This is a genomic window from Pseudorhodoferax sp. Leaf265 (assembly GCF_001422365.1).
In the GTDB taxonomy this organism is placed as follows: Bacteria; Pseudomonadota; Gammaproteobacteria; order Burkholderiales; family Burkholderiaceae_C; genus Pseudorhodoferax.
This window is the reverse complement of sequence record NZ_LMMT01000036.1, coordinates 229,450-253,570: the sequence shown is the minus strand read 5'-3', so window position 1 is coordinate 253,570 and position 24,121 is coordinate 229,450. Positions and strand designations below refer to the sequence as shown.

24 protein-coding genes and 1 pseudogene are annotated in these 24,121 nt (G+C 69.3%); 13 read left to right on the top strand and 12 right to left on the bottom strand.

What is annotated here, in order from left to right:
• The first annotated feature begins 26 nt into the window (after positions 1 to 26).
• From ASF45_RS24760 to modA, 4 genes are all read left to right on the top strand, one after another.
• A complete protein-coding gene (locus tag ASF45_RS24760; RefSeq protein WP_056669529.1) occupies positions 27 to 374 on the top strand; it encodes a CidA/LrgA family protein in 348 nt (115 codons plus the stop codon).
• Entirely contained in the window at positions 371 to 1,078 is a 708-nt protein-coding gene (locus tag ASF45_RS24755; protein ID WP_056669526.1) for an LrgB family protein, read from the top strand. Before ASF45_RS24760 ends, ASF45_RS24755 begins: the two co-directional genes overlap by 4 nt.
• Positions 1,079 to 1,147: 69 nt before the next feature.
• The gene (locus ASF45_RS24750; protein WP_056669524.1) at positions 1,148 to 1,336 is read left to right on the top strand and encodes a DUF2970 domain-containing protein; all 189 of its coding nucleotides are present in this window, start codon (positions 1,148 to 1,150) and stop codon (positions 1,334 to 1,336) included.
• A 369-nt stretch (positions 1,337 to 1,705) separates the two neighbouring features.
• A complete protein-coding gene (modA, locus tag ASF45_RS24745; RefSeq protein ID WP_056669519.1) occupies positions 1,706 to 2,455 on the top strand; it encodes a molybdate ABC transporter substrate-binding protein in 750 nt (249 codons plus the stop codon).
• 108 nt (positions 2,456 to 2,563) lie between these two features.
• Here modA and ASF45_RS24740 read toward each other — a convergent pair whose 3' ends face one another.
• The 8 genes from ASF45_RS24740 to ASF45_RS24705 form a co-directional block, all read right to left on the bottom strand.
• Positions 2,564 to 3,001 (bottom strand): PaaI family thioesterase, encoded by a 438-nt coding sequence (locus ASF45_RS24740; RefSeq protein WP_056669516.1) that lies wholly within the window; start codon positions 2,999 to 3,001, stop codon positions 2,564 to 2,566.
• Positions 2,998 to 3,417 (bottom strand): MerR family transcriptional regulator, encoded by a 420-nt coding sequence (locus ASF45_RS24735; protein ID WP_056669512.1) that lies wholly within the window; start codon positions 3,415 to 3,417, stop codon positions 2,998 to 3,000. Before ASF45_RS24735 ends, ASF45_RS24740 begins: the two co-directional genes overlap by 4 nt.
• Positions 3,418 to 3,487: 70 nt before the next feature.
• Positions 3,488 to 4,585 (bottom strand): SMP-30/gluconolactonase/LRE family protein, encoded by a 1,098-nt coding sequence (locus ASF45_RS24730; protein ID WP_056669507.1) that lies wholly within the window; start codon positions 4,583 to 4,585, stop codon positions 3,488 to 3,490.
• Between the two features lie 28 nt (positions 4,586 to 4,613).
• The gene (locus ASF45_RS24725) at positions 4,614 to 5,402 is read right to left on the bottom strand and encodes an HpcH/HpaI aldolase/citrate lyase family protein (RefSeq protein ID WP_056669503.1); all 789 of its coding nucleotides are present in this window, start codon (positions 5,400 to 5,402) and stop codon (positions 4,614 to 4,616) included.
• A 36-nt stretch (positions 5,403 to 5,438) separates the two neighbouring features.
• Complete coding sequence (locus ASF45_RS24720; RefSeq protein ID WP_056669500.1) at positions 5,439 to 6,323, bottom strand: 2-hydroxy-3-oxopropionate reductase; 885 nt, start codon at positions 6,321 to 6,323, stop codon at positions 5,439 to 5,441.
• Positions 6,324 to 6,342: 19 nt separating this feature from the next.
• Positions 6,343 to 7,917: a galactarate dehydratase gene (garD, locus tag ASF45_RS24715; RefSeq protein ID WP_056669497.1), complete on the bottom strand. Its 1,575-nt coding sequence runs from the start codon at positions 7,915 to 7,917 to the stop codon at positions 6,343 to 6,345.
• An 18-nt stretch (positions 7,918 to 7,935) separates the two neighbouring features.
• Positions 7,936 to 9,066, bottom strand: coding sequence for a mandelate racemase/muconate lactonizing enzyme family protein (locus ASF45_RS24710; protein ID WP_056669494.1), 1,131 nt, complete (start codon positions 9,064 to 9,066; stop codon positions 7,936 to 7,938).
• 58 nt (positions 9,067 to 9,124) lie between these two features.
• Positions 9,125 to 10,081, bottom strand: a complete 957-nt coding sequence (locus tag ASF45_RS24705) for a tripartite tricarboxylate transporter substrate binding protein (RefSeq protein WP_056669491.1) — start codon at positions 10,079 to 10,081, stop codon at positions 9,125 to 9,127.
• Between the two features lie 177 nt (positions 10,082 to 10,258).
• Between ASF45_RS24705 and ASF45_RS24700 the strand changes: the two genes are divergently transcribed.
• From ASF45_RS24700 to ASF45_RS24690, 3 genes are all read left to right on the top strand, one after another.
• Complete coding sequence (locus ASF45_RS24700) at positions 10,259 to 11,269, top strand: LacI family DNA-binding transcriptional regulator (protein ID WP_056669488.1); 1,011 nt, start codon at positions 10,259 to 10,261, stop codon at positions 11,267 to 11,269.
• Between the two features lie 89 nt (positions 11,270 to 11,358).
• On the top strand, positions 11,359 to 13,011 hold the full coding sequence (pgm, locus tag ASF45_RS24695; protein WP_056669485.1) for a phosphoglucomutase (alpha-D-glucose-1,6-bisphosphate-dependent): 1,653 nt from the start codon (positions 11,359 to 11,361) through the stop codon (positions 13,009 to 13,011).
• A gap of 96 nt (positions 13,012 to 13,107) precedes the next feature.
• The gene (locus tag ASF45_RS24690; RefSeq protein ID WP_056669481.1) at positions 13,108 to 13,617 is read left to right on the top strand and encodes a pyridoxamine 5'-phosphate oxidase family protein; all 510 of its coding nucleotides are present in this window, start codon (positions 13,108 to 13,110) and stop codon (positions 13,615 to 13,617) included.
• 49 nt (positions 13,618 to 13,666) lie between these two features.
• On the opposite strand, the gene ASF45_RS24685 is transcribed toward ASF45_RS24690, so the two are convergent.
• From ASF45_RS24685 to ASF45_RS24675, 3 genes are read right to left on the bottom strand one after another with little or no spacing between them, the layout of a single operon-like run.
• Entirely contained in the window at positions 13,667 to 15,160 is a 1,494-nt protein-coding gene (locus ASF45_RS24685; RefSeq protein WP_156473173.1) for a tripartite tricarboxylate transporter permease, read from the bottom strand.
• Between the two features lie 7 nt (positions 15,161 to 15,167).
• Complete coding sequence (locus ASF45_RS24680; RefSeq protein WP_056669476.1) at positions 15,168 to 15,635, bottom strand: tripartite tricarboxylate transporter TctB family protein; 468 nt, start codon at positions 15,633 to 15,635, stop codon at positions 15,168 to 15,170.
• A 6-nt stretch (positions 15,636 to 15,641) separates the two neighbouring features.
• Complete coding sequence (locus tag ASF45_RS24675) at positions 15,642 to 16,613, bottom strand: tripartite tricarboxylate transporter substrate binding protein (RefSeq protein WP_056669473.1); 972 nt, start codon at positions 16,611 to 16,613, stop codon at positions 15,642 to 15,644.
• Positions 16,614 to 16,791: 178 nt separating this feature from the next.
• On the opposite strand from ASF45_RS24675, the gene ASF45_RS24670 reads away from it, so the two are divergent.
• The 6 genes and pseudogenes from ASF45_RS24670 (at position 16,792) to ASF45_RS24645 (ending at position 23,144) form a co-directional block, all read left to right on the top strand.
• Entirely contained in the window at positions 16,792 to 17,874 is a 1,083-nt protein-coding gene (locus ASF45_RS24670) for a CaiB/BaiF CoA-transferase family protein (protein WP_056669470.1), read from the top strand.
• A 22-nt stretch (positions 17,875 to 17,896) separates the two neighbouring features.
• Positions 17,897 to 19,456 (top strand): annotated as a pseudogene (locus ASF45_RS24665) (long-chain-fatty-acid--CoA ligase); the annotation flags it as partial.
• Between the two features lie 15 nt (positions 19,457 to 19,471).
• Positions 19,472 to 20,620 (top strand): acyl-CoA dehydrogenase family protein, encoded by a 1,149-nt coding sequence (locus ASF45_RS24660; RefSeq protein WP_056669462.1) that lies wholly within the window; start codon positions 19,472 to 19,474, stop codon positions 20,618 to 20,620.
• Positions 20,617 to 21,411 (top strand): enoyl-CoA hydratase/isomerase family protein, encoded by a 795-nt coding sequence (locus tag ASF45_RS24655; RefSeq protein WP_235581026.1) that lies wholly within the window; start codon positions 20,617 to 20,619, stop codon positions 21,409 to 21,411. The genes ASF45_RS24660 and ASF45_RS24655 overlap by 4 nt, the downstream gene beginning before the upstream one ends.
• Positions 21,412 to 21,424: 13 nt before the next feature.
• A complete protein-coding gene (locus tag ASF45_RS24650) occupies positions 21,425 to 22,324 on the top strand; it encodes an SDR family oxidoreductase (protein WP_056669457.1) in 900 nt (299 codons plus the stop codon).
• Between the two features lie 7 nt (positions 22,325 to 22,331).
• A complete protein-coding gene (locus ASF45_RS24645; protein ID WP_200932210.1) occupies positions 22,332 to 23,144 on the top strand; it encodes a crotonase/enoyl-CoA hydratase family protein in 813 nt (270 codons plus the stop codon).
• 5 nt (positions 23,145 to 23,149) lie between these two features.
• Here the strand turns inward: ASF45_RS24645 and ASF45_RS24640 are convergent, their stop codons facing one another.
• Complete coding sequence (locus ASF45_RS24640) at positions 23,150 to 24,112, bottom strand: tripartite tricarboxylate transporter substrate binding protein (RefSeq protein ID WP_056669454.1); 963 nt, start codon at positions 24,110 to 24,112, stop codon at positions 23,150 to 23,152.
• Positions 24,113 to 24,121: the final 9 nt, after the last annotated feature.

The window sequence follows — 24,121 nt, the reverse complement described above, 5'->3', positions numbered from 1 at the left end:
GCCGCATGCACTAGCATCGCCGCCCCATGCTGTACGCCATCGCCACCCTGTTCCTGTTGCAAGCGCTGGGCGATGCCCTGGTGCGCCTGGCCGGCTGGCCGTTGCCCGGCTCGGTGGTCGGCATGCTGGCGCTGTTCGGCGCCCTGCTGGTGCTGCGCCGCGTCCCTGCCGGGCTGGACCAGGGCGCCAAGGCCTTGCTGCCGCACATGATGCTGCTGTTCATCCCCTCCGTGACCGGTGTGATGCTGCACTTCGAACGCGTGGCGCGCGAGTGGCGCCCGTTCCTGCTGGCCAGCGTGTTCGGCGCGGTGGTCACGCTGGTCGTCACGGCGCTGGTGCTCAAGTGGCTGCTGGGCCGGCAGGCGGCGGCATGACCGCGGCCTGGAGCGCGCTGGCGGCCTCGCCAGTCTGGTGGCTGGCGTTGACGGTGCTGGTCTACGCGGGCACGCTGGCGCTGTACCGACGCAGCGGCGCACATCCCGCGTTGATCCCGGTGCTGACCTCGGTGCTGGTGCTGGTCGGCCTGCTGCTGGCCAGCGGCACACCCTATGCCGACTACGCGCGCGGCACCCAGCCGCTCACGCTGCTGATCGGGCCGGCCACGGTGCTGCTGGCCGTGCCGCTGTTCCACCAGTGGCCGCGCGTGCGCGCGATCTGGCGGCCGCTGGCGATGGCGCTGCTGGTCGGCTCGGCCACGGCCATCGTCTCGGCCGTGGGCATCGCCTGGGCGCTGGGCGGCTCCTGGGAGACGCTGGCTTCGCTGGCGCCCAAATCGGCCACCATGCCCATCGCCATGCCGGTGGCCGAGCGCATGGGTGGCCTGACGGCGCTGGCCGCCGTGGCCGTGGCGATCACGGGCATCGCCGGCACCATGGTGTCGCAGCCGCTGCTGCGCTGGCTGGGCGTGGACCAGGACCCGGTCGTGCGCGGCGTGGCGCTGGGCCTCACGGCGCATGCCATCGGCATGGCGCGCGAACTGCAGCTGAACCCGGTGGCGGGTGCGTTCGCGGCGCTGGCCATGGGCTTGAATGGCATCCTGACCAGCCTGCTCGTGCCGCTGCTGCTGGCGTGCGTGTGATGCCTGCTACGCTTGCCGCATGCACAACTGCTGCTGTTCTCTGAAGCCGGTCTGCGGCACAGTCGGGCCATGAACAAGTTGCTGCGCACCGTGCGCGCCGTGCTCTGGAGCTTCATCGGCCTGGGCGGGCGTCGATCCGAGGCCGACAAGCGCACCGAGCAGGTGGGCTTTCTGCCGCTCATCCTGGTGGCCTTCGTGATCGTGCTGCTGCTGGTCGTGGGGTTGGTCGCGCTGGCCCGCTACGCCGCGGGTTTGTAGAGCGCTCCGCCGTGCCGCAGGCGCGGGCGCGGCCCGGGCCGCCGTATTCCTCCAGGTGCCAGCGCCGGCTGGCACCACCAGCCGCGGCATGCCGTTGCGGGCCAGCAGCGCGCCGTCCACGGCGTACATGCCCTGCAGCGATGCAAGTGCGCGTGGACGCCAAGAAGCTCCTCGTTCTTCGCTGTGTTCATTGTGGAATAGCGAAGACGTCGGTGAGCATCTGTCGATCTGTCGGTGTTCTTCCAGTCAATTGATTGGTAGGAGCGCCGCATGTGCCGGCGAAAAAATGGCATCTGTCCTTCACTGTTATATTTGTCAGAGCACAGCGAACGTCTTTTCCTTCTGCCGTCCGTCCAAGGAGTCTTCTGCATGCGTTCCTTCACCGTCGCTTCGCTGGTTCTGGCCCTGGCCTTGCCGGTCGCATCCGGGGCCCAGCAGATCACCGTGTCTGCCGCAGCCAGCCTGACCGACGCGTTCAAGGAACTGGCGCCCAGATTCGAGGCCGGCAAGCCCGGCACCACGGTGCGCTTCAACTTCGCGGCCTCGGGCGTGCTGCTGCAGCAGATCAACCAGGGGGCGCCGGTGGACGTGTTCGCAAGTGCCGACCAGGAGACCATGAACCGCGCCGATGCGCAACAGCGCATCGACACCGCGTCGCGCAGGAACTTCGTGACCAACAGCCTGGTGTTGATCGAGCCGGCCCAGGGCGGCGTGGGCATCACGGGCCTGGTGGACCTCCATGGCGCGGCGGTCAGGAAGATCGCCGTGGGCAAGACGGCCACCGTGCCCGTGGGCCGCTATACCAAGGAAGTGCTGGAGGCCGCCAGCCTGTGGAATGTGCTGGAGCCCAAGTTCGTGCAGGCAGACAGCGTGCGCCAGGTGCTGGACTACGTGAGCCGGGGCGAGGTGGAGGCGGGCTTCGTCTACCGCACCGATGCCACCATTGCCGGCGGCAAGGTCAAGGTGGTGGCCTTGCCGCAGGGCGCGACGCCGGTGTCCTACCCGATCGCCGTGGTGGCCGACAGCAAGAACAAGGCCGCGGCGGCCGATTTCATCGCCTTCGTCAACTCCAGCGCCGGCCAGCAAGTGCTGGCACGCTACGGCTTCGGCAGGCCCTGAGGCGCATTCCCACGAAGGTCAGCGCCGGCAACGTCCTGCCCGGCGCCGTGGTCGTCCTCCCGGGTGGCCCGACCAACACCGAGGTGACCCTGGAGGTCTCGCGCGGCCTCAGGGCCTGGCATGGCCGTCGATGTTGCGCGCGGTGCCCAGCAGCGTCGCGCACAGCGTCTCCGTCCCCTCGTGGACCGCGAACACGTCGGCGGCGCACACCGTGAGCAGGCGCGCGGCCTGCACGACGCGGCCGCGTGCCACCAGGTGGCTGCCGCGTGCGGGCGCGACGATCTTCAGCGAGGCGTCGATGGTGGCGTTCACGCTGCCCTGCGGCAACAGCGTGCCCGCCGCGGCGACTGCCGCGAAGTCGGCCGCCGCGAAGATGGCGGTGGCCTGCAGTTGCCCGGGGCGAAAGCACCAGGCCTCCTGCACCGGTATCTCGAGCTCCGCACGGCCCGGTGCGAGCTGGCGAAACGCGAGCTGCAGCGTCTGCGCCATCGGCATCGCGAGCACCGCGCGCCGGACCTGTTCGAGCGCGGATTCTGTGCGGCTCATCGCTGGCTCCTTCGTGCCGTGTTCCACGGGGTGGCGGGTTTGCCGCGTGCCGGTTGCTGTTCGGACGCGCGCCTGCGCCTTTCCAGCCAGGCGATGTGGGAGACCAGCTTCCTGCGCAGCGCGCGCTGGCCGGCGATCTGCTGGTCGACTTCGGCGATGCGGCTGCGCATGCTCTCGACCATCTGGTCGATGGTCAGCGTGCCCGCGCGGTAGCGGGGCAGCGTCTCTGCGATGTCCTTCAGCGAGAAGCCGAGATCGCGGCTCATCGCAATGAAGACGACCTCGCGTACCGTGCGGTCCGCGAAGTCGCGGTAGCCCGAGCTGCTGCGCAGCGCCTGGATCAGGCCCGAGGCCTCGTAGTGCCGCAGCCTATGGGCCGACACGCCGGTGCGTTGCGCGAGTTCCGAAACTCTCATGCGGCCAGCTTAGCAAGCTTCGCACAGTGCGAAGCTTGGACGGCCGTGCATGCAATGCGGCGCCTGGGTGTCAGACCGCGCCGTGCGCCTCGACGTAGAGCGCGTACAGCGAGTGGCTGCTCGCCATGTAGAGCCGGTTGCGCTTGGGGCCACCGAACTCCAGGTTGGCGCAGCGCTCTGGCAGGCGGATGAAACCGATCGGCTTGCCGTCCTTGTTGAAGACCTTCACACCGTCCATCTCGTCGGACCTGGCCAGCGGCAGGTGCGCCTTCATGCCGCCGCCGATGTCCGTGGGCTCGGGCGCGAAGGCACCGCTGAAGCCCCAGCCGCACCACAGGTTGCCATCGCGGTCCACGCGGAAGCCGTCGAACGCGCCCGGGCCGCCGGCGTCGATCAGCTTGGTCTTGTTCGACAGCGTGGCGCCGTCGGCCGCGACGTCGTAGCTCCACATGCTGCGGTTGGGCGTGCCCTTCCACTCGACCACGTAGAGCTTCTTCTCGTCCGGCGAGAAGGCCAGGCCGTTGGGGTTCACGAGGTCGGTGATCACGGCCGTGATCTTGCCGTCCTTGGCGATGCGGTAGACGTTGGTCGTGGCCTGCTCGGGCGTGGCGCGCGAACCCTCCCACTCGCCGTTGATGCCGAACAGCGGGTCGGTGAACCAGATGCTGTCGTCGGACTTGACGACGATGTCGTTTGGCGCGTTCAGCCGCTTGCCCTCGAAGTTGTCGGCCAGCACCGTGGTGCGGCCGTCCTTCTCGGTGCGCACGATGCGGCGCGTGACCGAATGCTCGCAGCTCACGAGCCGGCCCTGGCGGTCGCGCGTGTTGCCGTTGGCGTAGTTCACGTTCTCCTTGTGCACCGAGAACTTGCCGGTCTTCTCCTCGTACTGCATGAGCCGGTTGTTCGGGATGTCCGACAGGATCAGCGTGCCGGTCTCCGGGAAGTAGGCCGGCCCTTCCGCCCAACGCATGCCGCTGCCCAGCTGCTCGATGGTGCTGCTGTAGATGCGGTACTTGGCGAAGCTCGGGTCGAGGATGAAGACGTTGGGGTCGGGGTAGCGCTGGGCCGGCTTGAAGTCGAACGATTGGGCACCGGCCAGGCCGGCGGCCGTGGTCAGGGCGCCGCTGGCGGCGGTCTTCAGAAAGCGTCTGCGGCTGTCTTGGTGCATGGGTGGGTCTCCTCCTTGGTTGTGGAATTCAGTAGCCGCTGCCGGGCTTGGCCGGTGCCTGCGCGCGCATGGCGGCTACCACCTGCTGCGCGCCGGCCGCCATCAGCCGCGCATCCGAGCTGACGGTCAGGAACTGGAACCCTTGGGCGATGCGCGCGAGCGCGCCCTGCGGGTTGCCGTTGTGGATGCCGGCCACGATGCCGTGCGCCTTGGCGCGCGCCAGGATGTGGTCGATGGCCTGCTGGGCCTTCGGGTCCACATCGTCGAACACCGGCCGACAGCCCAGCGACAGCGACAGGTCGGACGGGCCGATGTAGACCGCGTCCAGCCCTTCGACGGACAGGATGTCGTCCAGGTTGTCCAGCGCCTGCGCGGTCTCGATCATCGCGAAGCGCACGACGAAGTCGTTGGCCTGCGCGGGGTAGTCGGCGCCGTGTACCAGCAGCGCGCGGATCGGACCGAAGCTGCGCGTGCCGCGCGGGGCGTAGCTGGTCCAGGCGACGAGCTTCTGCGCGTCCTCGCGCGTGTTGACCATGGGGCAGATCACGGCCTGGGCGCCGGCGTCCAGCGTCTTCATGAGGATGCCGGGCTCCAGCCAGGGCACGCGCACCACGGGCACGGTGTCGGTGGTGGCGATGGCCTGCAGCATGGGCAGCATGGCCTGGTAGTCCACCACGCCGTGCTGCAGGTCGATGGTCAGCGAATCCCAGCCCTGGTGGGCCATGGTCTCGGCCGAGAAGCTGTTCGGGATGGCCAGCCAGCCGTTGACGGCGGCGCCGCCGGACTGCCAGAGGGTGCGCAAGCGGTTGGGTGTCATGTTGTCTCCTTGGTTTTCCGCGTGCCGGGTGGGCTGTCAGTCCGGGGCCACCGGGTGGTGCGCCATCAGTTCCAGCGCCTTGACCAATGCCGAGTGGTCCAGCTGGTCCCAGCCCTGGGCCGCGCAGGTCTGCATGAGCTGCGCTGCGCCGGCGGTCTGCGGCAGCGCCACGCCCATGGACTTCGCGCCGGCCAGTGCCAGACCCAGGTCCTTCTGGTGCAGGCCGATGCGGAAACCCGGGTTGAAGGTGCGCTTGATCATGCGCTCGCCGTGCACCTCGAGGATGCGGCTGGCCGCGAAGCCGCCCATCAGCGCCTGGCGCACCTTGGCCGGGTCGGCGCCGGCCTTGCTGGCGAACAACAGGGCTTCGCCCACGGCGGCGATGTTCAGCGCCACGATGATCTGGTTGGCCACCTTGGTGGTCTGGCCGTCGCCCACGCCGCCCACGTGCGTGATGTTCTTGCCCATCTTCTCGAACAGGGGCTTGGCCTTGGCGAAGGCTTCCTCGGTGCCGCCGACCATGATGGTCAGGCTGGCGGCCTTGGCGCCGACCTCGCCGCCGCTGACCGGCGCGTCCAGGTAGTCGCAGCCCAGCGCCGCGATCTTCTCGGCGAAGGCCTTGGTCTCGATGGGCGAGATCGAGCTCATGTCGATGACCGTCTTGCCCTTGGTCAGGCCCTCGGCCACGCCGCTCTCTCCGAACAGCACGGCCTGCACGTCGGGCGTGTCGGGCAGCATCAGGATGACGACGTCGGCCGCCTGCGCGACCTCCTTGGCCGTGGCGACGCCCTTCGCGCTGCTGGCGGCGATCTCCGCGTTGACCTTGCTGCGCTTGACGTAGGTCACGTCGTGGCCGGCGCTGACGAGGTGCAGGGCCATGGGCGCGCCCATGATGCCCAGGCCGATGAATCCGATCTTCATGCTGTCTCTCCTTGAGGTTTCAGGTCACGGGTGCGGGGTTGAACAACACCAGCGCGTTGTGCAGCTTCCATTGTTCCGCCCAGGTCTTCTTGCGGCCACTGGCGACATCCAGCATGAGCTGGAACATCTCCCAGCCCACGTCGGCAATCGTCTTCTCGCCGGTGGCGATGGTGCCGGCGTTGATGTCCATGAGGTCGTGCCAGCGGCGCGCCAGGTCGTCGCGCGTGGCCACCTTGATCACGGGCACCTCGGCCAGGCCGTAGGGCGTGCCGCGGCCGGTCGTGAACACGTGCAGGTTCATGCCGGCGGCCAGCTGCAGCGTGCCGCAGATGAAGTCGCTGGCGGGTGTGGCGGCGTAGATCAGGCCCTTCTGCTTGAGCTTTTCGCCCGGAGAGATCACGCCCGTGATGGGGGCGCTGCCGCTCTTGACGATGGAGCCCATGGCTTTCTCGACGATGTTCGAGAGGCCGCCCTTCTTGTTGCCCGGCGTGGTGTTGGCGCTGCGGTCCACGCGGCCCTTGTCCAGGTAGGCGTCGTACCAGGCCATCTCGCGGATCATGGCCTCTGCCACCTCGGGTGTGCTGGCGCGGGAGGTGAGCTGGTCGATGCCATCGCGCACCTCGGTCACCTCGCTGAACATCACGCTGGCGCCGGCGCGCACCAGGAGGTCGGTGCAATAGCCCACGGCCGGGTTGGCCGTCACGCCGCTGAACGCGTCGCTGCCGCCGCACTGCACGCCGACCACGAGTTCGCTGGCCGGCACGGTCTCACGGCGGCGCGCGTTCAGGCGCTCCAGGTGCTCCTCGGCTTGCCGCATGATGGACTGCACCATGGACATGAAACCCACGTGCGCATCGTCCTGCAGGCAGACCACGTCGAGCTTGGCCTCTGCCGTATCACCCACATCGGCCACGTTGCGCTCGTCCACGATGGGGATGGAGCCGGGCGGCAGCAGCCGCTCGGGCTGCAGCTTCTCGCAGCCCAGGCTCACAACCATGACCTCGCCGCCGAAGTTCGGGTTCAGGCTGATGTTGCGCAGCGTGCGGATCGGAATGATCGCGTCCGGCGCGTCGATGGCCACGCCGCAGCCATAGGTGTGCTCCAGCGCCACCACGTCGTCCACGTTCGGGTACTTGGGCAGCAACTCGGCCTTGATGCGCTGCACCGCGAAGTCGGTCACGCCGGCCACGCACTGCACGGTCTGCGTGATGGCCAGGATGTTGCGCGTGCCGACCGAGCCGTCCGGGTTGCGGAAACCCTCGAAGGTGTAACCCTCCAGCGGCGTTTGCTCTGGCGGCTGCACGGTGGCGATGGGCAGGCCGACCAGCTCGCGCGCCTCGGGCATCTGCAGCAGGCGCTCGTGCACCCAACTGCCGCGCGGCAGGTCCTTGAGCGCGTAACCGATGGTCACGTTGTAGCGGCGCACGGCGCCGCCCGCGGGGATGTCGACCAGCGCCACCTTGTGCGCCTGCGGCACCTTGTCGACCAAGGTCAGGCCGCCTTCGAAGACGGTACCGGCCGGCAGGCCGCCGTCGTTGGCCACGATGGCCACGTTGTCGGCCTCGTGCATGGTGATGTAGAGGGGCTTGCTCATCGTGGTTGCTTCGTTGTTTCAGGCGCGTTGGCCGATCTCCGCCGTCTCGCGCGTCCAGCCGCGCGCCTGTTCGGACAGCGACAGGCCCAGGCCCGGCCGCGTCGGCACCAGCATACGGCCGTCCCTGGTTTCCAGGCGTTCGTTGAACAGCGGCTCCAGCCAGTCGAAGTGCTCGACCCAGGGCTCGGTGGCGTAGCAGGCGCCCAGGTGCACGTGCAGCTCCATCGCGAAGTGCGGGCCCAGCGCGATGCCGGCGTGCTCGGCCAGCGCGGCGATCTTCAGGAAGGGCGTGATGCCGCCCACGCGCGGCGCGTCGGGCATCAGGTAGTCGGCCGCGCGGTGGCGGATCAGGTCGTAGTGCTCCGACAGGCTGGTCAGCATCTCGCCGGTGGCGATGGGTGTGTCGAAGGTGGCGGCCAGCGCGGCGTGGCCTTCGTGGTCGTAGGCGTCCAGCGGCTCCTCGATCCAGACCAGGTTGTACTGCTCGAAGATGCGGCACATGCGCTGGGCCGTGGGCCGGTCCCACTGCTGGTTGGCGTCCACCATCAGCGGCACGTGGTCGCCCAGGTGCTTGCGTACGGCCTCCACGCGCTGGATGTCGATCTTGCCGTCGGGCTGGCCGACCTTGAGCTTGATGCCGCCGATGCCGCGCTCGATGGAGGCGGCAGCGTTCACAGACAGCTGGTCGATCGGCGTGTGCAGGAAGCCGCCCGAGGTGTTGTAGCAGCGCACCGAGTCGCGCTGCGAACCCAGCAGCTTGGACAGCGACAGCCCGGCGCGGCGCGCCTTCAGGTCGTACAGCGCCACGTCGAAGGCGCCGTAGGCCTGCACCGCCAGACCGCTACGGCCGACCGAGGCGCCGGCCCAGCACAGCTTGGTCCAGAGCTTGGCGATGTCGCTGGGGTCTTCGCCGATCAGCGCGGGCGCCACTTCCTTGGCGTGCGCGAACTGACCGGGGCCGCCCGCGCGCTTGGAGTAGGAGAAGCCCAGGCCCTTGTGGCCGTCCTTGGTCTCGATCTCGGCGAACAGCATCGCGATCTCGGTCATGGGCTTCTGGCGCCCGGTCAGCACCTTGGCGTCGCTGATCGGGTTGGCCAGCGGCAGGTAGCAGGAGGAGAGGCGGATGTGGGCGATGCTGTCGTGTGTCATGGCAATCAGGGGGCTGGGTGACGCCCTCTCCCGCGGTGGGAGAGGGGCGATCGGGGGCTTACTCGATCGTGATCTTTCCGGTCTCGATGACCTGCTTCCACTTCGCGTATTCCTTCTGCTGGAAGGCTGCGAACTCGGCGGGCGTGTTGGCCACCATCTCGAAGCCGATGCTCGTGAACTGGTCCTTGACCTTGGGGCTGTTCAGCGCCTCGACGAAGGCGGCATGGGCCTTCTCGCGCACGTCGGGCGGCAGGCCCTTGGGTGCCACGATGGCCTGCCAGGAGGTCACCTCCACGTTAGCCACGCCGGCCTCGGCCATGGTGGGCACGTCGGGCAGGACGGGCGAGCGCTTGGTGCTCGTCACGGCCAGCGCGCGCATCTTGCCGCCCTTGATGTACTGCAGCACCGAGTTCACGTTCTGGAACGAGGCGTCGACCTGCCCGCCCATGAGGTCGGTGTGGGCCGGGGCGCCGCCCTTGTAGGGCACGTGGATGCCCTTGACACCGATCTGCTGCCAGAACAGCTCGGCCGTCAGGTGGTCGCTGGAACCGTTGCCGGCCGAGGCGAAGGTCATCTTGCCCGGGTTGGCCTTGTTGAAGGCCACCACGTCGGCCAGGCTCTTGAACGGCGAGCTCGGGTGCACCACCAGCACGTTGGGCGACTGCACGGCCACCGTGATGGTGTCGAAGTCCTTGAGCGGGTCGAACTGCATGCCCTTGAGCAGGTGCGGCACGATGACCAGCGGGCCCAGCGAGGTGACCAGGAAGGTGTAGCCGTCGGCCGGTGCGCGCTTGACGAACGTCGCGCCGATGGTGCCGGTGGCGCCGGCCTTGTTGTCCACCAGGAAGGACTGCTTGAGCTTGTCGGTCAAGAGCGGGCCGACGGCGCGCGCCACCTGGTCGGTGGAGCCGCCGGGCGGGAAGGGCACGACCATGGTGACGGCCTTGCTGGGCCAGGTGTCGGCGGCGGCGGCGAAGGCCAAGCTGGCCAGGGCAGCGGCGAAAAGCTTCTTCATAGAGTCTCCAAAGCGGTCTGTGGGGCGAATGACATCGTTGTCATTCGGCGTGATGTCGGACGTCTACGTGCAATCTTGGTGTTTTTCGCATTGTTGTACGACGACCTGGACGGATGCGGATGATATCGTTGTCATTTCTGCCGTCAAGCGGGTTGTTTCCCGCACGTGCCAGCCGCCATGAACGTCGCGCCACCTGCTGCCAGATCTGCCAAGCCCGCCACGCTGCACGATGTCGCCCGCGCCGCCGGCGTGTCGTTGATCACGGCCTCGCGCGCGCTCGGCAACCCGGGCGTGGTCTCGGCCAAGACGATCGCGCGCGTGCAGCAGGCCGTGCAGGCCACGGGCTACATCCCCAACCTGCTGGCGGGCGGCCTCAAGTCCAAGCGCAGCCGCATGGTGGCCGGCATCGTGCCGGCGCTGGCCGTGGCGCAGTTCCTGCCCTCGGTGCAGACGCTGACCGAGACGCTGGCGGCCGAGGGCTACCAGGTGCTGCTGGGCCAGACCGGCTACGACCTCGCGCGCGAGGAGGTGGTGCTCAACACCATGATCAGCCGCCAGCCCGACGGCATCGTGTTCACGGGCTTGGTGCAGGACCCGGCCGTGCGCGAGCGCTTGCGCCGCACCGGCATTCCGGTGGTCGAGACCTGGGATCTGTCGGACGCGCCGGTGGACATGCTGGTCGGCTTCTCGCAGGACAGCGTGGGCCGCGCCGTGGGCGACTTCTTCCGCGCCAAGGGCTGGCAGCGCGTGGGCATCGCCACGGCCGGCGACCCGCGTGCGCTGCTGCGCAAGGCCGGCTTCGAGGCCGCCTATGGCCGCGCCGTGCCCACGGCCATGGTGGCCGCGCCCAGCAACCTGGAGCGCGGCCGCCAGGCCCTGGCCGAACTGCTGGCGCGTGAGCCCGGCCTGCAGGCCGTGGCCTGCAGCTCCGACCAGCTGGCCCAGGGCGTGCTGGTCGAGGCCCAGGCGCGCGGGCTGCGCGTGCCGCAGGATCTCGCGGTCTGCGGCTTCGGCAATGCCGATTTCGCGGCGCACCTGTGGCCGTCGCTGAGCACCGTGCTCATCGACGGCCCGGCCATCGGCCGCCTGGCCGCGCAGCTCGTGCTGACGCGCTGCCGCGGCGAGGCGGTCGTGCAGCCGGTGGTGGACGTGGGGTTCCGCATCGTCGAACGCGGATCGACGGCCTGAGGGGTAACCGTCCTACCGGACGCGTCGCCGTGCACCGCTATGCTGTGGCATGGCCCTTGCAATGGGGGCCGCACAGCCCGAAGGACCCTATGAGCGCCCATCTGCATCCTCTTGCCGGCAAGCCCGCCCCCGCCGAGACCTTGATCGACCTCGCCGCCCTGCGCGGCGCCTACGCCGACGACCAACCCGATCCGGGCGTGGCGGCCCAGCGCGTGGCCTTCGGCACCTCCGGCCACCGCGGCTCCTCGCTCGACCGCTCGTTCAACGACTGGCATGTGCTGGCCATCACCCAGGCCATCTGCGACCACCGCAAGGCCCAGGGCATCACCGGCCCGCTGTTCCTGGGCGCCGACACGCACGCGCTGTCGGCACCCGCGGTGGCCAGTGCCATGCAGGTGCTGGCGGCCAACGGCGTGACGGTGCTGCTGTCCGCGGGCGACGAGCCCACGCCCACGCCGGCCGTCTCGCATGCGATCCTGGTCCACAACAAGGGACGGACCGAAGGGCTGGCCGACGGCATCCTCGTCACGCCCTCGCACAACCCGCCACGCGATGGCGGCTTCAAGTACAACCCGCCCAACGGCGGCCCGGCCGGCGGCGAGATCACAGGCCCCATCGAGGCGGCGGCCAACAGGTACCTCGAAGCCCGGCTGGCCGGCGTGCGCACCATGCCGCTGCGCGCCGCGTTGGACGCCGCGACCACGCAGCGCCACGACTTCCTGAACACCTACGTGGCCGACCTGGCCAGCGTGCTCGACTTCGACCTGATCCGCGGCTCCGGCCTGCGCCTGGGCGTGGACCCGCTGGGCGGTGCCGGCGTGCACTACTGGCGTGCCATCGCCGAGCGCTACAAGCTGAACCTGACCGTGGTCAGCGAGACGGTGGACCCGCGCTTCGCCTTCATGACGCTGGACTGGGACGGCCAGATCCGCATGGACCCGTCCTCGCCGCACGCCATGCAGTCGCTGCTGGCCATGAAGGACCGGTTCGACGTGGCCTTCGCCTGCGACACCGACCACGACCGCCACGGCATCGTGACGCCCAGCACCGGCCTCTTGCCGCCCAACCACTACCTGGCGGTCTGCATCGACTACCTGTTCCGCAACCGTCCGCAGTGGAGCGCGCAGGCCGCCATCGGCAAGACCGTCGTCAGCACCAGCGTGATCGACGGCGTGGCCGCGCGGCTGGGCCGGCGCCTGCACGAGGTGCCCGTGGGTTTCAAGTGGTTCGCCGACAGCCTGTTCGACGGCTCGCTGGGCTTCGGCGGCGAGGAGAGCGCGGGCGCGAGCTTCCTGCGCCGCGACGGCACGGTCTGGACCACCGACAAGGACGGCATCACCGCCGCGCTGCTGGCGGCCGAGATCACGGCGCGCAGCGGGCGTGACCCGGGCCAGCTCTACGCCGCGCTCGCGGCCGATTTCGGCAACCCGGTCTTCAGCCGCAAGGACGCCCCGGCCACGCCCGCGCAGAAGAAGCTGCTGGGCAAGCTCACGCCGGAGCAGATCACCTCGTCCGAGCTGGCCGGCGAGCCCATCACCAGCGTGCAGAGCAAGGCGCCGGGCAATGGCGCGGCCATCGGCGGCATCAAGGTCAGCACCGCGGGCGGCTGGTTCGCGGCCCGGCCCTCGGGCACCGAGAACGTCTACAAGATCTACGCCGAGAGCCTGCGTGGCGAGGCGCATCTGCAGCGCATCTTCGCCGAGGCCCAGGCCGTGGTGGACGGCGCCATCGCCGACGCGTAGGCACGCGCCGCTCCGATGGGGTGTGGCCGTCAGGCCGCTTTCAATGGGGTCAGGCCGCATCGTCCGATGCGGCTGCACACCAACGAAGGAGAGCACATGAGCACCCCCGAAGACCGCCAGCAGCTGTGGGAACTGATCAAGGACATCAAGTTCGCCATGTTCACCACGCGCCATCCCGCCAATGGCCACCTGCATGCGCGGCCCATGACCACGCAGAACCAGCAGCTGGACGAAGACGACCGGCTGTGGTTCTTCATGTCGCGCAAGGGCGATTCGGTCGAAGACCTGGCGCGCGAGTCCACGGTCAACGTGAGCTACGCCGACCCCGGCAAGGACAGCTACGTCTCGGTGAGCGGCACCGCAGCCGTCAGCGACGACAAAGCCAAGGCGCGCCAGCTGTGGAACAAGATGACCGAGGCCTGGTTCCCGGGTGGCGTCGACGATCCGGACGTGGCCCTGGTCGAGGTGCGCATCACCCACGCGCACTTCTGGGACGTCAAGGAGAACAAGCTCACGCAGCTCTACAAGATGGCCAAGGCCGCGGCCACGGGCAAGCCGCCCAGCGGCATGGGCGAGAGCCGCGAAATCCGCATGCACGCGGACTGATTCAGCGCATGCCGGGCCGCGGCCGCGTCGCCAACTGGTGGCGCGGTGTTCACGCGGCCCATCTGCGCGTGCGCCGGCGCCAGGCCAGCCAGCCCGAGCCGAACCACAGCGCCAGCGTGAACAGCGCCAGCCCGCCCGCGATCGGCCGCTCGACGAAGGCCAGCCAGCTGCCTTCGGACTTGATCATCGAGGTGATGAAGTTCTCCTCCAGCATCTTGCCCAGCAGCATGCCCAGGATGGCTGGCGCAATGGGAAAGCCGTTGTCCTCCAGCACCCAGGCCGCCACGCCGAAGGCCAGCAGGATCCACAGGTCGAACAGCGCGTTGTTGATGGCGAACGAACCGACCAGGCAGAACAGCAGGATGATGGGCATCAGGATGTTGCGCGGCATGCGCAGCATGCGCGAGGACGCCTTGATGCAGGCCCAGCCCAGCGGCAGCATCAGCAGATTGGCGGCGATGAAGACCAGGAACACGGCGTAGACGCTGGGCGCGTTGTTCATGAAGATCATCGGCCCCGGGTTCATGTTCTTCATGTAGAGCACGCCGATCACGATGGCCGTGATCGAGTCGCCCGGGATGCCGAACACCAGCGCCGGCACCCAGGCACCGGCCAGCGCGCTGTTGTTGGCGGCGCCGGCCTCGACCAGGCCTTCGGGATGGCCGGTACCGAACTTCTCGGGCTCCCTGGAGAGCTTCTTGCTCATCGCGAACGACATCCAGGCCGCGATGTCGGCGCCCGCGCCGGGCAGGATGCCCACCGCCGTGCCCAGCACGCTGCCGCGAAGGGTCTGCTTGGGGTACTTGCAGATCAGGCCCCACATGCCCTTGAACACCGAGCCGAGTTGCTGGTTGAAGCGGCCGATCTGCTCGGTCGTCACGGTGAAGCGCAGGATCTCGGAGATCGCGAACATGCCGATCATGGCCGGGATCAGGCTCACGCCGCCAAGCAGGTCGGCGCTGCCAAACGTGAAGCGCGGATGGGCGGCCGGGTTCTCCAGGCCCACGCAGCCGATCAAGAGGCCCAGGAACAGCGTGATCAAGCCCTTGAGCGGCGCATCGCTGGTGATGAACACGGCGCAGGTCAGGCCCAGCGCCACGAGCCAGAAGTACTCGAACGAGCTGAATCGGATGGCGAACTCGGCGAGGGACGGCGCAGCCACGATCAGCACCGCCGTGCCGAACAGCCCGCCGATGCACGAGAACACCAGGCCGATGCCCAGCGCCTTCTCGCCCTCGCCCTTGCGCGTCATGGCGTAGGACTCGTCGGTGTAGGCGGCCGAGGCCGGTGTGCCCGGAATGCGCAGCAGCGCCCCGGGGATGTCGCCGGCGAAGATCGCCATCGCCGTGGCGGTGACGATGGCGGCAATCGCCGGCACCGGTGGCAGGAAGAAGGTGATCGGCACCAGCAGGGCCGTGGCCATGGTGGCCGTCAACCCCGGGACCGCGCCCACGAACATGCCGAACATGCCGGACAGCAGCATCACCAGCGCCACCTGCGGCGTGGCGACGAGCGCGAAGGCTTGCAGAACCGCGTCCATCAGGCGTCCTTCACCAGGCGATGGGTTGCAGCCAACCCCAGGGCAGCGGCACGCGCAGCAGCTTGTAGAAGCAGGCGTGGATCACCAGCGTGGCCAACAGCGCCACGGCCAGCGCCACCACCGGGCGCACGCCCAGTGCCCACTGCAGCGCCAGCAGCACCAGCGCGCTGCAGACGATGAAGCCCAGCGTGTCGACGCACAGGATGTAGAACACCATGCCGCCCAGGGCCACCAGCAGGCTGGCCAGGTGGCGCGGCGAGCGCAGGCCCGCCCCGACCGAGACCAGCGGCTGGCCGGAGCGCAGGCCCTGCCAGGCCAGCAGCAGCGAGGCGATGGCCAGGCCGCCCGCAATCAGGCCAGGAAACAGCGCCGGTCCGTACTGCTGCCCCGCTGCGGGCGGAAAGCCCTGGATGTGCCAGAGCACGGCCAGCGACAGCAGCAGCAGGACCGCGCCGATCAGGCTGTCGTGGATGCGCATGCGCTGCTACTTGGCGATGCCCACGGCCTTCATGGCGGTCGCGAAGTCGGCGTCCTTGTCGGTCATGAACTTGCCGAACTCCGCCGGCCCGGCGTAGAGCGCGCCGAAGCCGCGCGACTTCAGGAAATCCTGGTAGCCGGCGCCGTCGAAGATCTTCTTGAGCGCGGCCGAGAGCCGGTCGCTCACGTCCTTGGGCAGGCCCTTGGGGCCGGCGATGCCGCGCCAGGCGCCGGCGTTCCACATCTTGCCGCTGGCATCCGTGTACAGCGGCACCTGCGGGAAGATGCCATCGGGCTTGGAGCCCAGCAGCACCAGCGGGCGCACCTTGCCGCCTTCGATCAGCGCGCGGGCCTCGGGCAGCGAGCACGAGACCACGTCCACCCCGCCGGCCAGCAGGTCCTGCAGCCCGGGCGCGGCACCCTGGCTGGGCACCCAGCCGATGGCGTTGCCGGGCAGCTTGTTGTCCACCAGCCACTGCGCCAGGCCCAGGTGCCAGATGCCGCCCTGGCCGGTGCCGCTGGCCTTCATCTTGCCGGGGCTGGCCTTGGCTGCGGCCAGCAGGTCGGCGGCGGTCTTGATCGGCGAATCGGCGCGCACCAGCACGGCGTTGGCGTCGAAGTTCATGAGGCCCAGCGGGGTGTAGTCCGCACCTGAGAGCTGCGTCAGGCCGGCGTGCCGCATCATGCCGATCTCCACCGTCAGGATGCCGATGGTGTAGCCGTCCGGCGCGGCCGAGGCGATGGCCTGGTGGCCGACCACGCCGCTGCCGCCGGTGCGGTTCGCGACGTTGATGGGCTGCTTCAATTCCTTCTCCAGCTCCGCGCCGATGATGCGGGCCACCGCATCGGTGCCGCCGCCCGCACCCCAGGGCACGATCAACGTGATCGGGCGCTCGGGCCAGGCGGCCAGGGCCGGCAGGGCCAGGGCGAGGGTGGCGATGGCGCCGGCCGTGCGGGCCAGAACGTGGCGTCGTTGCATGCGTGTCTCCTCGTGGTTTCGAAGTGGGCGCGATTGCAACATTGGTCGGGTGGTCTGACCACTCTGGATGACCCTAACCTGACAACTTCGTCCGTTCCGACGATGCCGCCCCACGGTGGCGGCGCCAAGATGCCCCATCGAACATGGCTGGCCTGCGCCGGCTGGAGAGGCATACGAGATGGCAGGACCTTTGCAGGGACTTCGGGTGGTGGAGATGGCGGGCATCGGCCCGGGACCGTTTTGCGCGATGCTGTTCGCCGACATGGGCGCCGAGGTGCTGCGCGTGGAGCGGCCCGGCACCAGGCGCAACCCGCACGACATCCTGGCGCGCGGCCGCACGGTGCTGCAGCTGGACCTGCGCGCCGAAGGCGCGGCCGAGCAACTGCTGCAGACCATCGCGCGGGCCGACGTGCTGATCGAGGGCTTTCGCCCCGGCGTGATGGAGCGCCTGGGCCTTGGGCCGGACGTTTGTCTTGCCCGCAACCCGCGCCTGGTCTATGGCCGCATGACAGGCTGGGGCCAGCACGGCCCCTTGGCGCAGGCGGCTGGCCACGACATCAACTACATCGCCATCAGCGGGGCGCTGCATGCCATCGGCCGCGCGGGCGAGACGCCGGTGCCGCCACTCAACTACGTGGGCGACTTCGGCGGCGGTGCCATGCTGCTGGCCTTCGGCATCCTCGCGGCGCTGCACGAGAGCAAGGGCTCGGGTCAGGGCCAGGTGATCGACGCCGCGATGACCGACGGCGCAGCGCTGCTGTCGTCCATGATGTACGGCATGAAGGCCGCCGGCCAGTGGAACAACCAGCGCGGCGAGAACCTGCTCGACGGCGCCGCGCACTTCTACGACACCTACGCCTGCGCCGATGGCAAGTACGTGGCCATCGGCGCGATCGAGCCGCAGTTCTACGCGCTGCTGCGCGAGCGCTGCGGCATCGCCGACGACCCGGCCTTCGACGCGCAACTGGACCACGCGCGCTGGCCGCTGCTCAAGCTGCGCATGGCCGACCTGTTCCGCACGCGCACGCGCGACGCTTGGTGCACGCTGCTCGAAGGCACGGACGCCTGCTTCGCCCCCGTGCTCGACTGGGACGAGGCGCCGGCCCATGCCCACAACCGCGCGCGCGGCACCTTCGCCGAAGCCGGCGGCCTGGTGCAGCCCGCGCCCGCGCCGCGCTTCAGCCGCACGCCGCCCGAGCTGCCGCCGGCCCAGTCGCCGCACGACGCGGCGGCGCTGCTGGCGCGCTGGGCCGCACGCTGAATTCCAGAACCAGGAGGAGACACCCATGCAACTGACCCAGGCCCTGCACAAGGCACTGCGCGAGAAACCGCAGGCCACGGCCGTCGTGTTCGGCGAACGCCGCACCAGCTTCGCTCGGCTGCACGAGCGCGTGGCGCGCGTGGCCGCCGTGCTGCGCGGGCTCGGCATGGCACCCGGCGACCGCGTGGCCATGCTGGCCATGAATTCGGACCACTATGTCGAGTACCTGTTCGGCACCTGGTGGGGCGGTGGCGCGATCAACCCCGTCAACGTGCGCTGGAGCCCGCAGGAGATCGCCTACTCGCTGGACGACTGCGACACGCGCATCCTGCTGGTCGACAAGTTCTTCGCCAAGCAGGTCGCTTCGCTGCGCGACCTGTCCAGATCGCTCCACACGCTGATCTACGTCGGCGAGGAGGCTGCGCCTGAAGGCATGCTCTCCTTCGAGGACCTGCTGGCCGCGGCCGAGCCGGTGGAAGACCTGCGCCGCCAGCGCGACGACCTGGCCGCCGTGATGTACACGGGCGGCACCACGGGCCGGCCCAAGGGCGTGATGCTCACGCACAGCAACCTGTACCTGAACGGCCTGGCCTCGGCCGCCGCCGTACCGCGTGCCTGGCAGGTGCAGGCCCTGGTCACAGCGCCGTTCTTCCATGTCGCGGGCTGCGGCTTGTCGCTGCAGATGGTGCTGCGCATGGCGACCCAGGTCGTCATTCCGTTCTACGAGGAGGTGGCGGTGCTGCAGGCCATCGCGCGCGAGCAGGTGACCGAGACCTTCCTCGTGCCCACCATGGTCAAGCGGCTCATCGAGCACCCGCGCTTCGCCGAGTTCGACCTGAAGAGCCTGCGCATGGTGCTGTACGGCGCCGCGCCCATCGACGCCACCTTGCTGGGCCAGGCCATGGCGGCGTTGCCTGGCGTGCAGTTCTGCCAGGCCTACGGCATGACCGAGCTGGCGCCCACCATCGCCGTGCTGCTGCCCGAGGACCACCTGCCCGGCCCCAACCAGGCCAAGCGCCTGCGCTCGGCCGGCAAGTCGGTGCCGATCGCCGAGATCAGCATCCGCGACCCCGAGAACAAGGAGCTGCCGCCCGGCCAGGTCGGCGAGATCTGCGCGCGCGGCCCCATGGTCATGCAGGGCTACTGGAACAAGCCGGCCGAGACCGAAGCCGCGTTGCGCGGTGGCTGGATGCACACCGGCGACGGCGGCATGATGGACGAAGAGGGCTACCTCTACGTGGTCGACCGCATCAAGGACATGATCGTGAGCGGCGGCGAGAACGTGTATTCGGCCGAGGTCGAGAACGCGCTGGCGCAGCTGGACGGCGTGTCCATGTCGGCCGTGATCGGCGTGCCCGACGACCAGTGGGGCGAGCGCGTGCACGCCGTCATCGTGCTGCGCCCGGGCGCGGACCTGGACGAGGCCGCCGTGATCGCCCATTGCAAGACGCTGATCGCGGGGTACAAATGCCCGCGCAGTGTGGAGTTCCGTACCGAGCTGCCGGTCTCGCCGGCCGGCAAGCTGCAGAAGTTCGTGCTGCGCGAGCCCTACTGGAAAGACCGCGCCCGCAAGGTGAACTGAAAGAAAGAGACAAGCATGAGCATCGATTTCCGCCGCTCCTGGATGGACGAAGACCTGGCGCTGTTCCGCGACAACGTGGTGCGCTTCATCGAGACCGAGGTGCAGCCGCAGGACGAGGCCGCGCGCAAGAACGGCCATGTGGGCCACGCGCTGTGGCGCAAGGCCGGTGAGCTGGGCCTGCTGTGCACGGACATTCCCGAGGAGTACGGCGGCGGTGGCGGCGATTTCCGCCACGAGGCCATCATCCACGAGGAGATGGCGCGCCGGGCGCTGTCGGGCATGAGCGTGGGCGTGCACTCCATCGTCGCGCACTACTTCCTCAACCACGGCACGGACGCGCAGAAGCGCCACTACCTGCCGCTGCTGGCCCGCGGTGAGATCGTCGGCGCCATCGCCATGACCGAGCCCGGCGCGGGCTCGGACCTGCAGGGCGTGCGCACGCGTGCCGACAAGGTCGAGGGCGGCTACGCTTTGCACGGCTCCAAGACCTTCATCTCCAACGGCTACCTGGCCGGTGTGGTGCTGGTGGTGGCCAAGACCGACCCGAACCTGGGCGCCAAGGGCACCTCCATCCTGGTGGTCGACACGGCCGATGCCAAGGGCTTTCGCGTCGGCCGAGTGCTCGACAAGATGGGCATGAAGGCGCAGGACACCTCCGAGCTGTTCTTCGACGATGTGCGCGTACCCGCCAGCGCGCTGCTGGGCGGCAAGGAAGGCCAGGGCTTCTTCCAGCTCATGGGCGACCTGCCCTACGAGCGCCTGATCATCGGCGTCGCGGCGCTGGCCGCGATGGAGGGTGCCTACCACGCCACGCTGGACTACGTGCGCGAGCGCAAGGCCTTCGGTAAGCCCGTGGCCGAGTTTCAGAACACCAAGTTCAAGCTCGCCGAGATCGCCACCCAGATCAAGGTCGGCCGCGCCTTCATCGACCGCTGCGTGGAAGACCTCGTGGCAGGAAAGCTCGACACCGCGACGGCCTCCATGGCCAAGCTCTGGGGCTCGGAGACACAGGGCCGCGTGATCGACGAATGCGTGCAGCTGTTCGGCGGCTACGGCTACATGAACGAGTACCTGGTCACGCGCATGTACACCGACGCCCGCATCCAGCGGATCTTTGGCGGCACCAGCGAGATCATGAAAGAAGTGATCTCGCGCGCGCTGTGACGGTGCTCACCGTCGAGGAGCGCGGCAGCGTCGCCTGGCTCACGATGAGCCGGCCCGAGCGCCTGAACGCGCTCGACTCGGCCCTGACCGACGCGCTGCGCCACTACTTCGAGGGCCTGAACGCGCGCAGCAGCGCGCGCGTGGTCGTGCTGCAGGGCGCGGGCCGTGCCTTCTGCGCCGGGCTGGACATCAAGGACGCCACGGCGCAAGGCGGCGGCCAGCGCGGCGTGGAGGAGATGCTGGACAAGCAGAAAAGCATCCGCGACATCATGCTGGCCATGCGGCGCTGTCCACAGCCCATCATCAGCGTGGTGCAGGGCGCGGCCAGCGGCGGCGGCTTCGCGCTCGCGCTGGCCTCGGACATCCGCCTGGCCACGCCCGACGCGCGCATGAACGCGGCCTTCATCCGCATCGGCCTGTCGGCCTGCGACGTGGGCGTGAGCTACTTCCTGCCGCGCATGGTCGGCAGCTCGGTCGCGGCCGAGTACCTGCTGACCGGCCGCTTCATGGACGCACAGCGCGCCTATGCGCTGGGCCTGGTCAGCCGCGTCGCGCCGCTGGCCGAGTTGCAGGCCGACGCCCAGTCGCTGGCGGACGACATGCTGGGCGCCACGCCGGTGGCGCTGCGCCTGACCAAGGACGCACTGGGGCTGGCCATCGACGCGCCCAGCATGGAGGCCGTGATCGCGCTGGAGGACCGCAACCAGGTGCTCTGCACGCAGACCGGCGACTTCCGCGAAGGCATGCAGGCCTTCCTCGAAAAACGCACGCCCAGGTACACCGGGCGCTGAAGGAGACACACCGATGACCCTGGACGACCTCATGTACAAGCCTGGCCTGCTGGCCGGCAAGCGCTACCTCGTGACGGGCGGCGGCAGCGGCCTGGGCCGCGTGATGAGCGAGGCCCTGGTGCTGCTGGGCGCCACGGTCTACATCTGCGGGCGGCGCGAAAGCGTGCTGGAGGACACTGCGCGCGAACTCAGCGCGGCAGCCGGCCCGCAGGGCGGCCGCGCCGTGGGCGTGGCCTGCGACATCCGCAAGGAGGAGCAGATCACCGCCATGCTGGACCGCGTCTGGGCCGACGGCGGCGCCATCGATGGCCTGGTCAACAACGCGGCCGGCAACTTCGTCAGCCGCACCGAAGACCTCTCGCCGCGTGGCTTCGACGCGATCGCCAACATCGTGTTCCGCGGCAGCTTCATGATGACGCTGGACTGCGGCAAGCGCTGGCTGGCCGAGGGCAGGAGCGCGGCCGTGGTCTCCATCCTGACCACCTGGGTCTGGAACGGCTCGGCCTTCACCGTGCCGTCCGCCATGTCCAAGGCCGGCCTGCACGCGATGACCCAGTCGCTGGCCGTGGAGTGGGCCGGCCGCGGCATCCGCTTCAACGCCATCGCGCCGGGCCTGTTCCCGACCGAGGGCATGAGCGCGCGCCTGAACCCGGGCGGCGGCGAGCACAAGACCGAGGGCAACCCCATGGACCGCAACGGCCGCATGCCGGAACTCGCCAACCTCGCGGTGCTGCTGCTGGGACCGGGTGCCGACTACATCAACGGCCAGACCATTGCCATCGACGGCGGCCAGTACCAGGCCACGGGCGGCAACTTCTCGCGCATGCGCAGCTGGACTGGCGAGGACTGGCAGCGCGCCCGCGAGAACATCGCCGGCCAGGACGCCAAGGACAGGAGGCAACGCCTTGCTTGAAGAACAACTGCTGCATGGCCGCGTGGCCGTGCGCGTGGACGCCGATGGCGTTGCGCAGGTCCGGCTCGCACGGCCGGACAAGATGAATGCGCTGGACATGGACATGTTCGACGGCCTGGTCGCGGCCACCGAGTTGCTGCAGGCCACCCGCGGCGTGCGCGCCGTGGTGCTGCACGCGGAGGGCCGGGCCTTCTGCGCCGGGCTGGACATGTCGCGCTTCGGCAAGATGCGCGACGGCGCCCAGCTGGACGGCCTGTCGGCGCTGCAGGCGCGCACGCACGGCCCGGCCAACCGGCCGCAGCAGGTGGCCTGGGGCTGGCGCGCACTGGCCGTGCCCGTGGTCGCGGCCGTGCAGGGCGTGGCCTTCGGCGGTGGCCTGCAGGTGGCGCTGGGCGCGGACGTGCGCCTGCTCGCGGCCGATGCACGCATGTCGGTGATGGAGATGCGCTGGGGCCTGGTGCCCGACATGGCCGGCATCGCGCTCATGCGCGAATTGGTGCGGGCCGACATCGCGCGCGAACTCGTCTACAGCGCGCGCATCGTCGAGGCCGAGGAGGCCTGCCGCATCGGCCTGGGCACCCGCGTGGCGGCCGACCCGCTGGCCGAGGCCCTGGCCATGGCGCGCGAGATCGCCGGCCGCAACCCCGACGCCGTGCGCGCCGCCAAGCGGCTGCTGAACCAGATGGCAGACGGCGACGACGCCCAGTTGCTGCTGGCCGAGTCGGTCGAGCAGCAGCGGTTGATCGGTAGCCCGAACCAGCGCGAGGCGGTGGCTGCGTCGATGGAGAAGCGCGCGCCGCGCTTTGACGACGCTGCCTGAGGACCTCAGTTCTTGAGGGACTTGTCGTTCTTGGCGACTTCCTTCCAGCGCTGGATGTCGTTGTCGATGAAGCGCTGGAACTGCTCTGCCGTGCCGGCCTTGAGCACGATGCCGCTGCGCGTCGTCAGGCTGTCCAGGATGGCTGGATCCGCCAGCACGTCGTTGATGGCCGCGTTCAGTTGGTGCACGACCGCATCGGGCATGCCGGCTGGCCCCATGATGCCGTAGTAGACCCCGATGTCATAGGCTGGGTAGCCGGCCTCGGCGAACGTGGGCACGCCAGGGGCGAGGGCGGAACGGCTGGCGCCCGTGATGGCCAACGAGGTGATGCGCTCCGATGCGGTGTCGCCCAGCAGCGGGTTGATCAGTACGTCGACCTGCCCGCCCAGCAGCGCGGTCAGCGCATCGGCACCGCCCTTGTAGGGGATGTGGGTCATCTCGATGCCGGCCACCTTGCCGAACAGCACGGTCGCCATGTGCGGCGTGCCGCCGACGCCCGAGGAACCGTAGTTCAGCTTGCCGGGGTTGGCCCTGGCGTACCGGACCAGGTCGGCCAGCGTGTGGAAGCCGCGGTCCTTGTGCACCTTGAGGATCATCGGGCCGACGCCGACGTAAGCGATCGCGCGCAGGTCGCGCTGCACGTCGAACTTGAGTTCGGGGTAGATCGCAGGTGCCATCGCGATGCTGTTGGCCACCACCAGCAGCTGGTAGCCGTCCGGCGTGGCGCGCGCGACCTGGCCAGCGGCCACGTTGCCACCGGCACCGGCCTTGTTGTCCACGATCACGGTCTGCTGCAGCTTGTCGCCGAGTTTTTGCGCCACGGCGCGCGCCACCATGTCGATGCTGCTTCCAGGTGAGAAGCCCACGACCATGGTCACGGGTTTGTCGGGATAGGCCGCGGCGGCGGGGCCGCCGAGCGACAGGCTGGCCGCGGCCAACAGGGTGGTCAAAAGCGTCTTGAATGACATGGTGCGAAC

Excerpts from the sequence above, each read along its gene's own strand:
- ASF45_RS24760 (WP_056669529.1), top strand. The coding sequence starts at position 27 with ATGCTGTACGCCATCGCCACCCTGTTCCTGTTGCAAGCGCTGGGCGAT.
- ASF45_RS24755 (WP_056669526.1), top strand. The coding sequence starts at position 371 with ATGACCGCGGCCTGGAGCGCGCTGGCGGCCTCGCCAGTCTGGTGGCTG.
- ASF45_RS24750 (WP_056669524.1), top strand. The coding sequence starts at position 1,148 with ATGAACAAGTTGCTGCGCACCGTGCGCGCCGTGCTCTGGAGCTTCATC.
- modA (WP_056669519.1), top strand. The coding sequence starts at position 1,706 with ATGCGTTCCTTCACCGTCGCTTCGCTGGTTCTGGCCCTGGCCTTGCCG.
- ASF45_RS24740 (WP_056669516.1), bottom strand. The coding sequence starts at position 3,001 with ATGAGCCGCACAGAATCCGCGCTCGAACAGGTCCGGCGCGCGGTGCTC.
- ASF45_RS24735 (WP_056669512.1), bottom strand. The coding sequence starts at position 3,417 with ATGAGAGTTTCGGAACTCGCGCAACGCACCGGCGTGTCGGCCCATAGG.
- ASF45_RS24730 (WP_056669507.1), bottom strand. The coding sequence starts at position 4,585 with ATGCACCAAGACAGCCGCAGACGCTTTCTGAAGACCGCCGCCAGCGGC.
- ASF45_RS24725 (WP_056669503.1), bottom strand. The coding sequence starts at position 5,402 with ATGACACCCAACCGCTTGCGCACCCTCTGGCAGTCCGGCGGCGCCGCC.
- ASF45_RS24720 (WP_056669500.1), bottom strand. The coding sequence starts at position 6,323 with ATGAAGATCGGATTCATCGGCCTGGGCATCATGGGCGCGCCCATGGCC.
- garD (WP_056669497.1), bottom strand. The coding sequence starts at position 7,917 with ATGAGCAAGCCCCTCTACATCACCATGCACGAGGCCGACAACGTGGCC.
- ASF45_RS24710 (WP_056669494.1), bottom strand. The coding sequence starts at position 9,066 with ATGACACACGACAGCATCGCCCACATCCGCCTCTCCTCCTGCTACCTG.
- ASF45_RS24705 (WP_056669491.1), bottom strand. The coding sequence starts at position 10,081 with ATGAAGAAGCTTTTCGCCGCTGCCCTGGCCAGCTTGGCCTTCGCCGCC.
- ASF45_RS24700 (WP_056669488.1), top strand. The coding sequence starts at position 10,259 with ATGAACGTCGCGCCACCTGCTGCCAGATCTGCCAAGCCCGCCACGCTG.
- pgm (WP_056669485.1), top strand. The coding sequence starts at position 11,359 with ATGAGCGCCCATCTGCATCCTCTTGCCGGCAAGCCCGCCCCCGCCGAG.
- ASF45_RS24690 (WP_056669481.1), top strand. The coding sequence starts at position 13,108 with ATGAGCACCCCCGAAGACCGCCAGCAGCTGTGGGAACTGATCAAGGAC.
- ASF45_RS24680 (WP_056669476.1), bottom strand. The coding sequence starts at position 15,635 with ATGCGCATCCACGACAGCCTGATCGGCGCGGTCCTGCTGCTGCTGTCG.
- ASF45_RS24675 (WP_056669473.1), bottom strand. The coding sequence starts at position 16,613 with ATGCAACGACGCCACGTTCTGGCCCGCACGGCCGGCGCCATCGCCACC.
- ASF45_RS24670 (WP_056669470.1), top strand. The coding sequence starts at position 16,792 with ATGGCAGGACCTTTGCAGGGACTTCGGGTGGTGGAGATGGCGGGCATC.
- ASF45_RS24660 (WP_056669462.1), top strand. The coding sequence starts at position 19,472 with ATGAGCATCGATTTCCGCCGCTCCTGGATGGACGAAGACCTGGCGCTG.
- ASF45_RS24650 (WP_056669457.1), top strand. The coding sequence starts at position 21,425 with ATGACCCTGGACGACCTCATGTACAAGCCTGGCCTGCTGGCCGGCAAG.
- ASF45_RS24640 (WP_056669454.1), bottom strand. The coding sequence starts at position 24,112 with ATGTCATTCAAGACGCTTTTGACCACCCTGTTGGCCGCGGCCAGCCTG.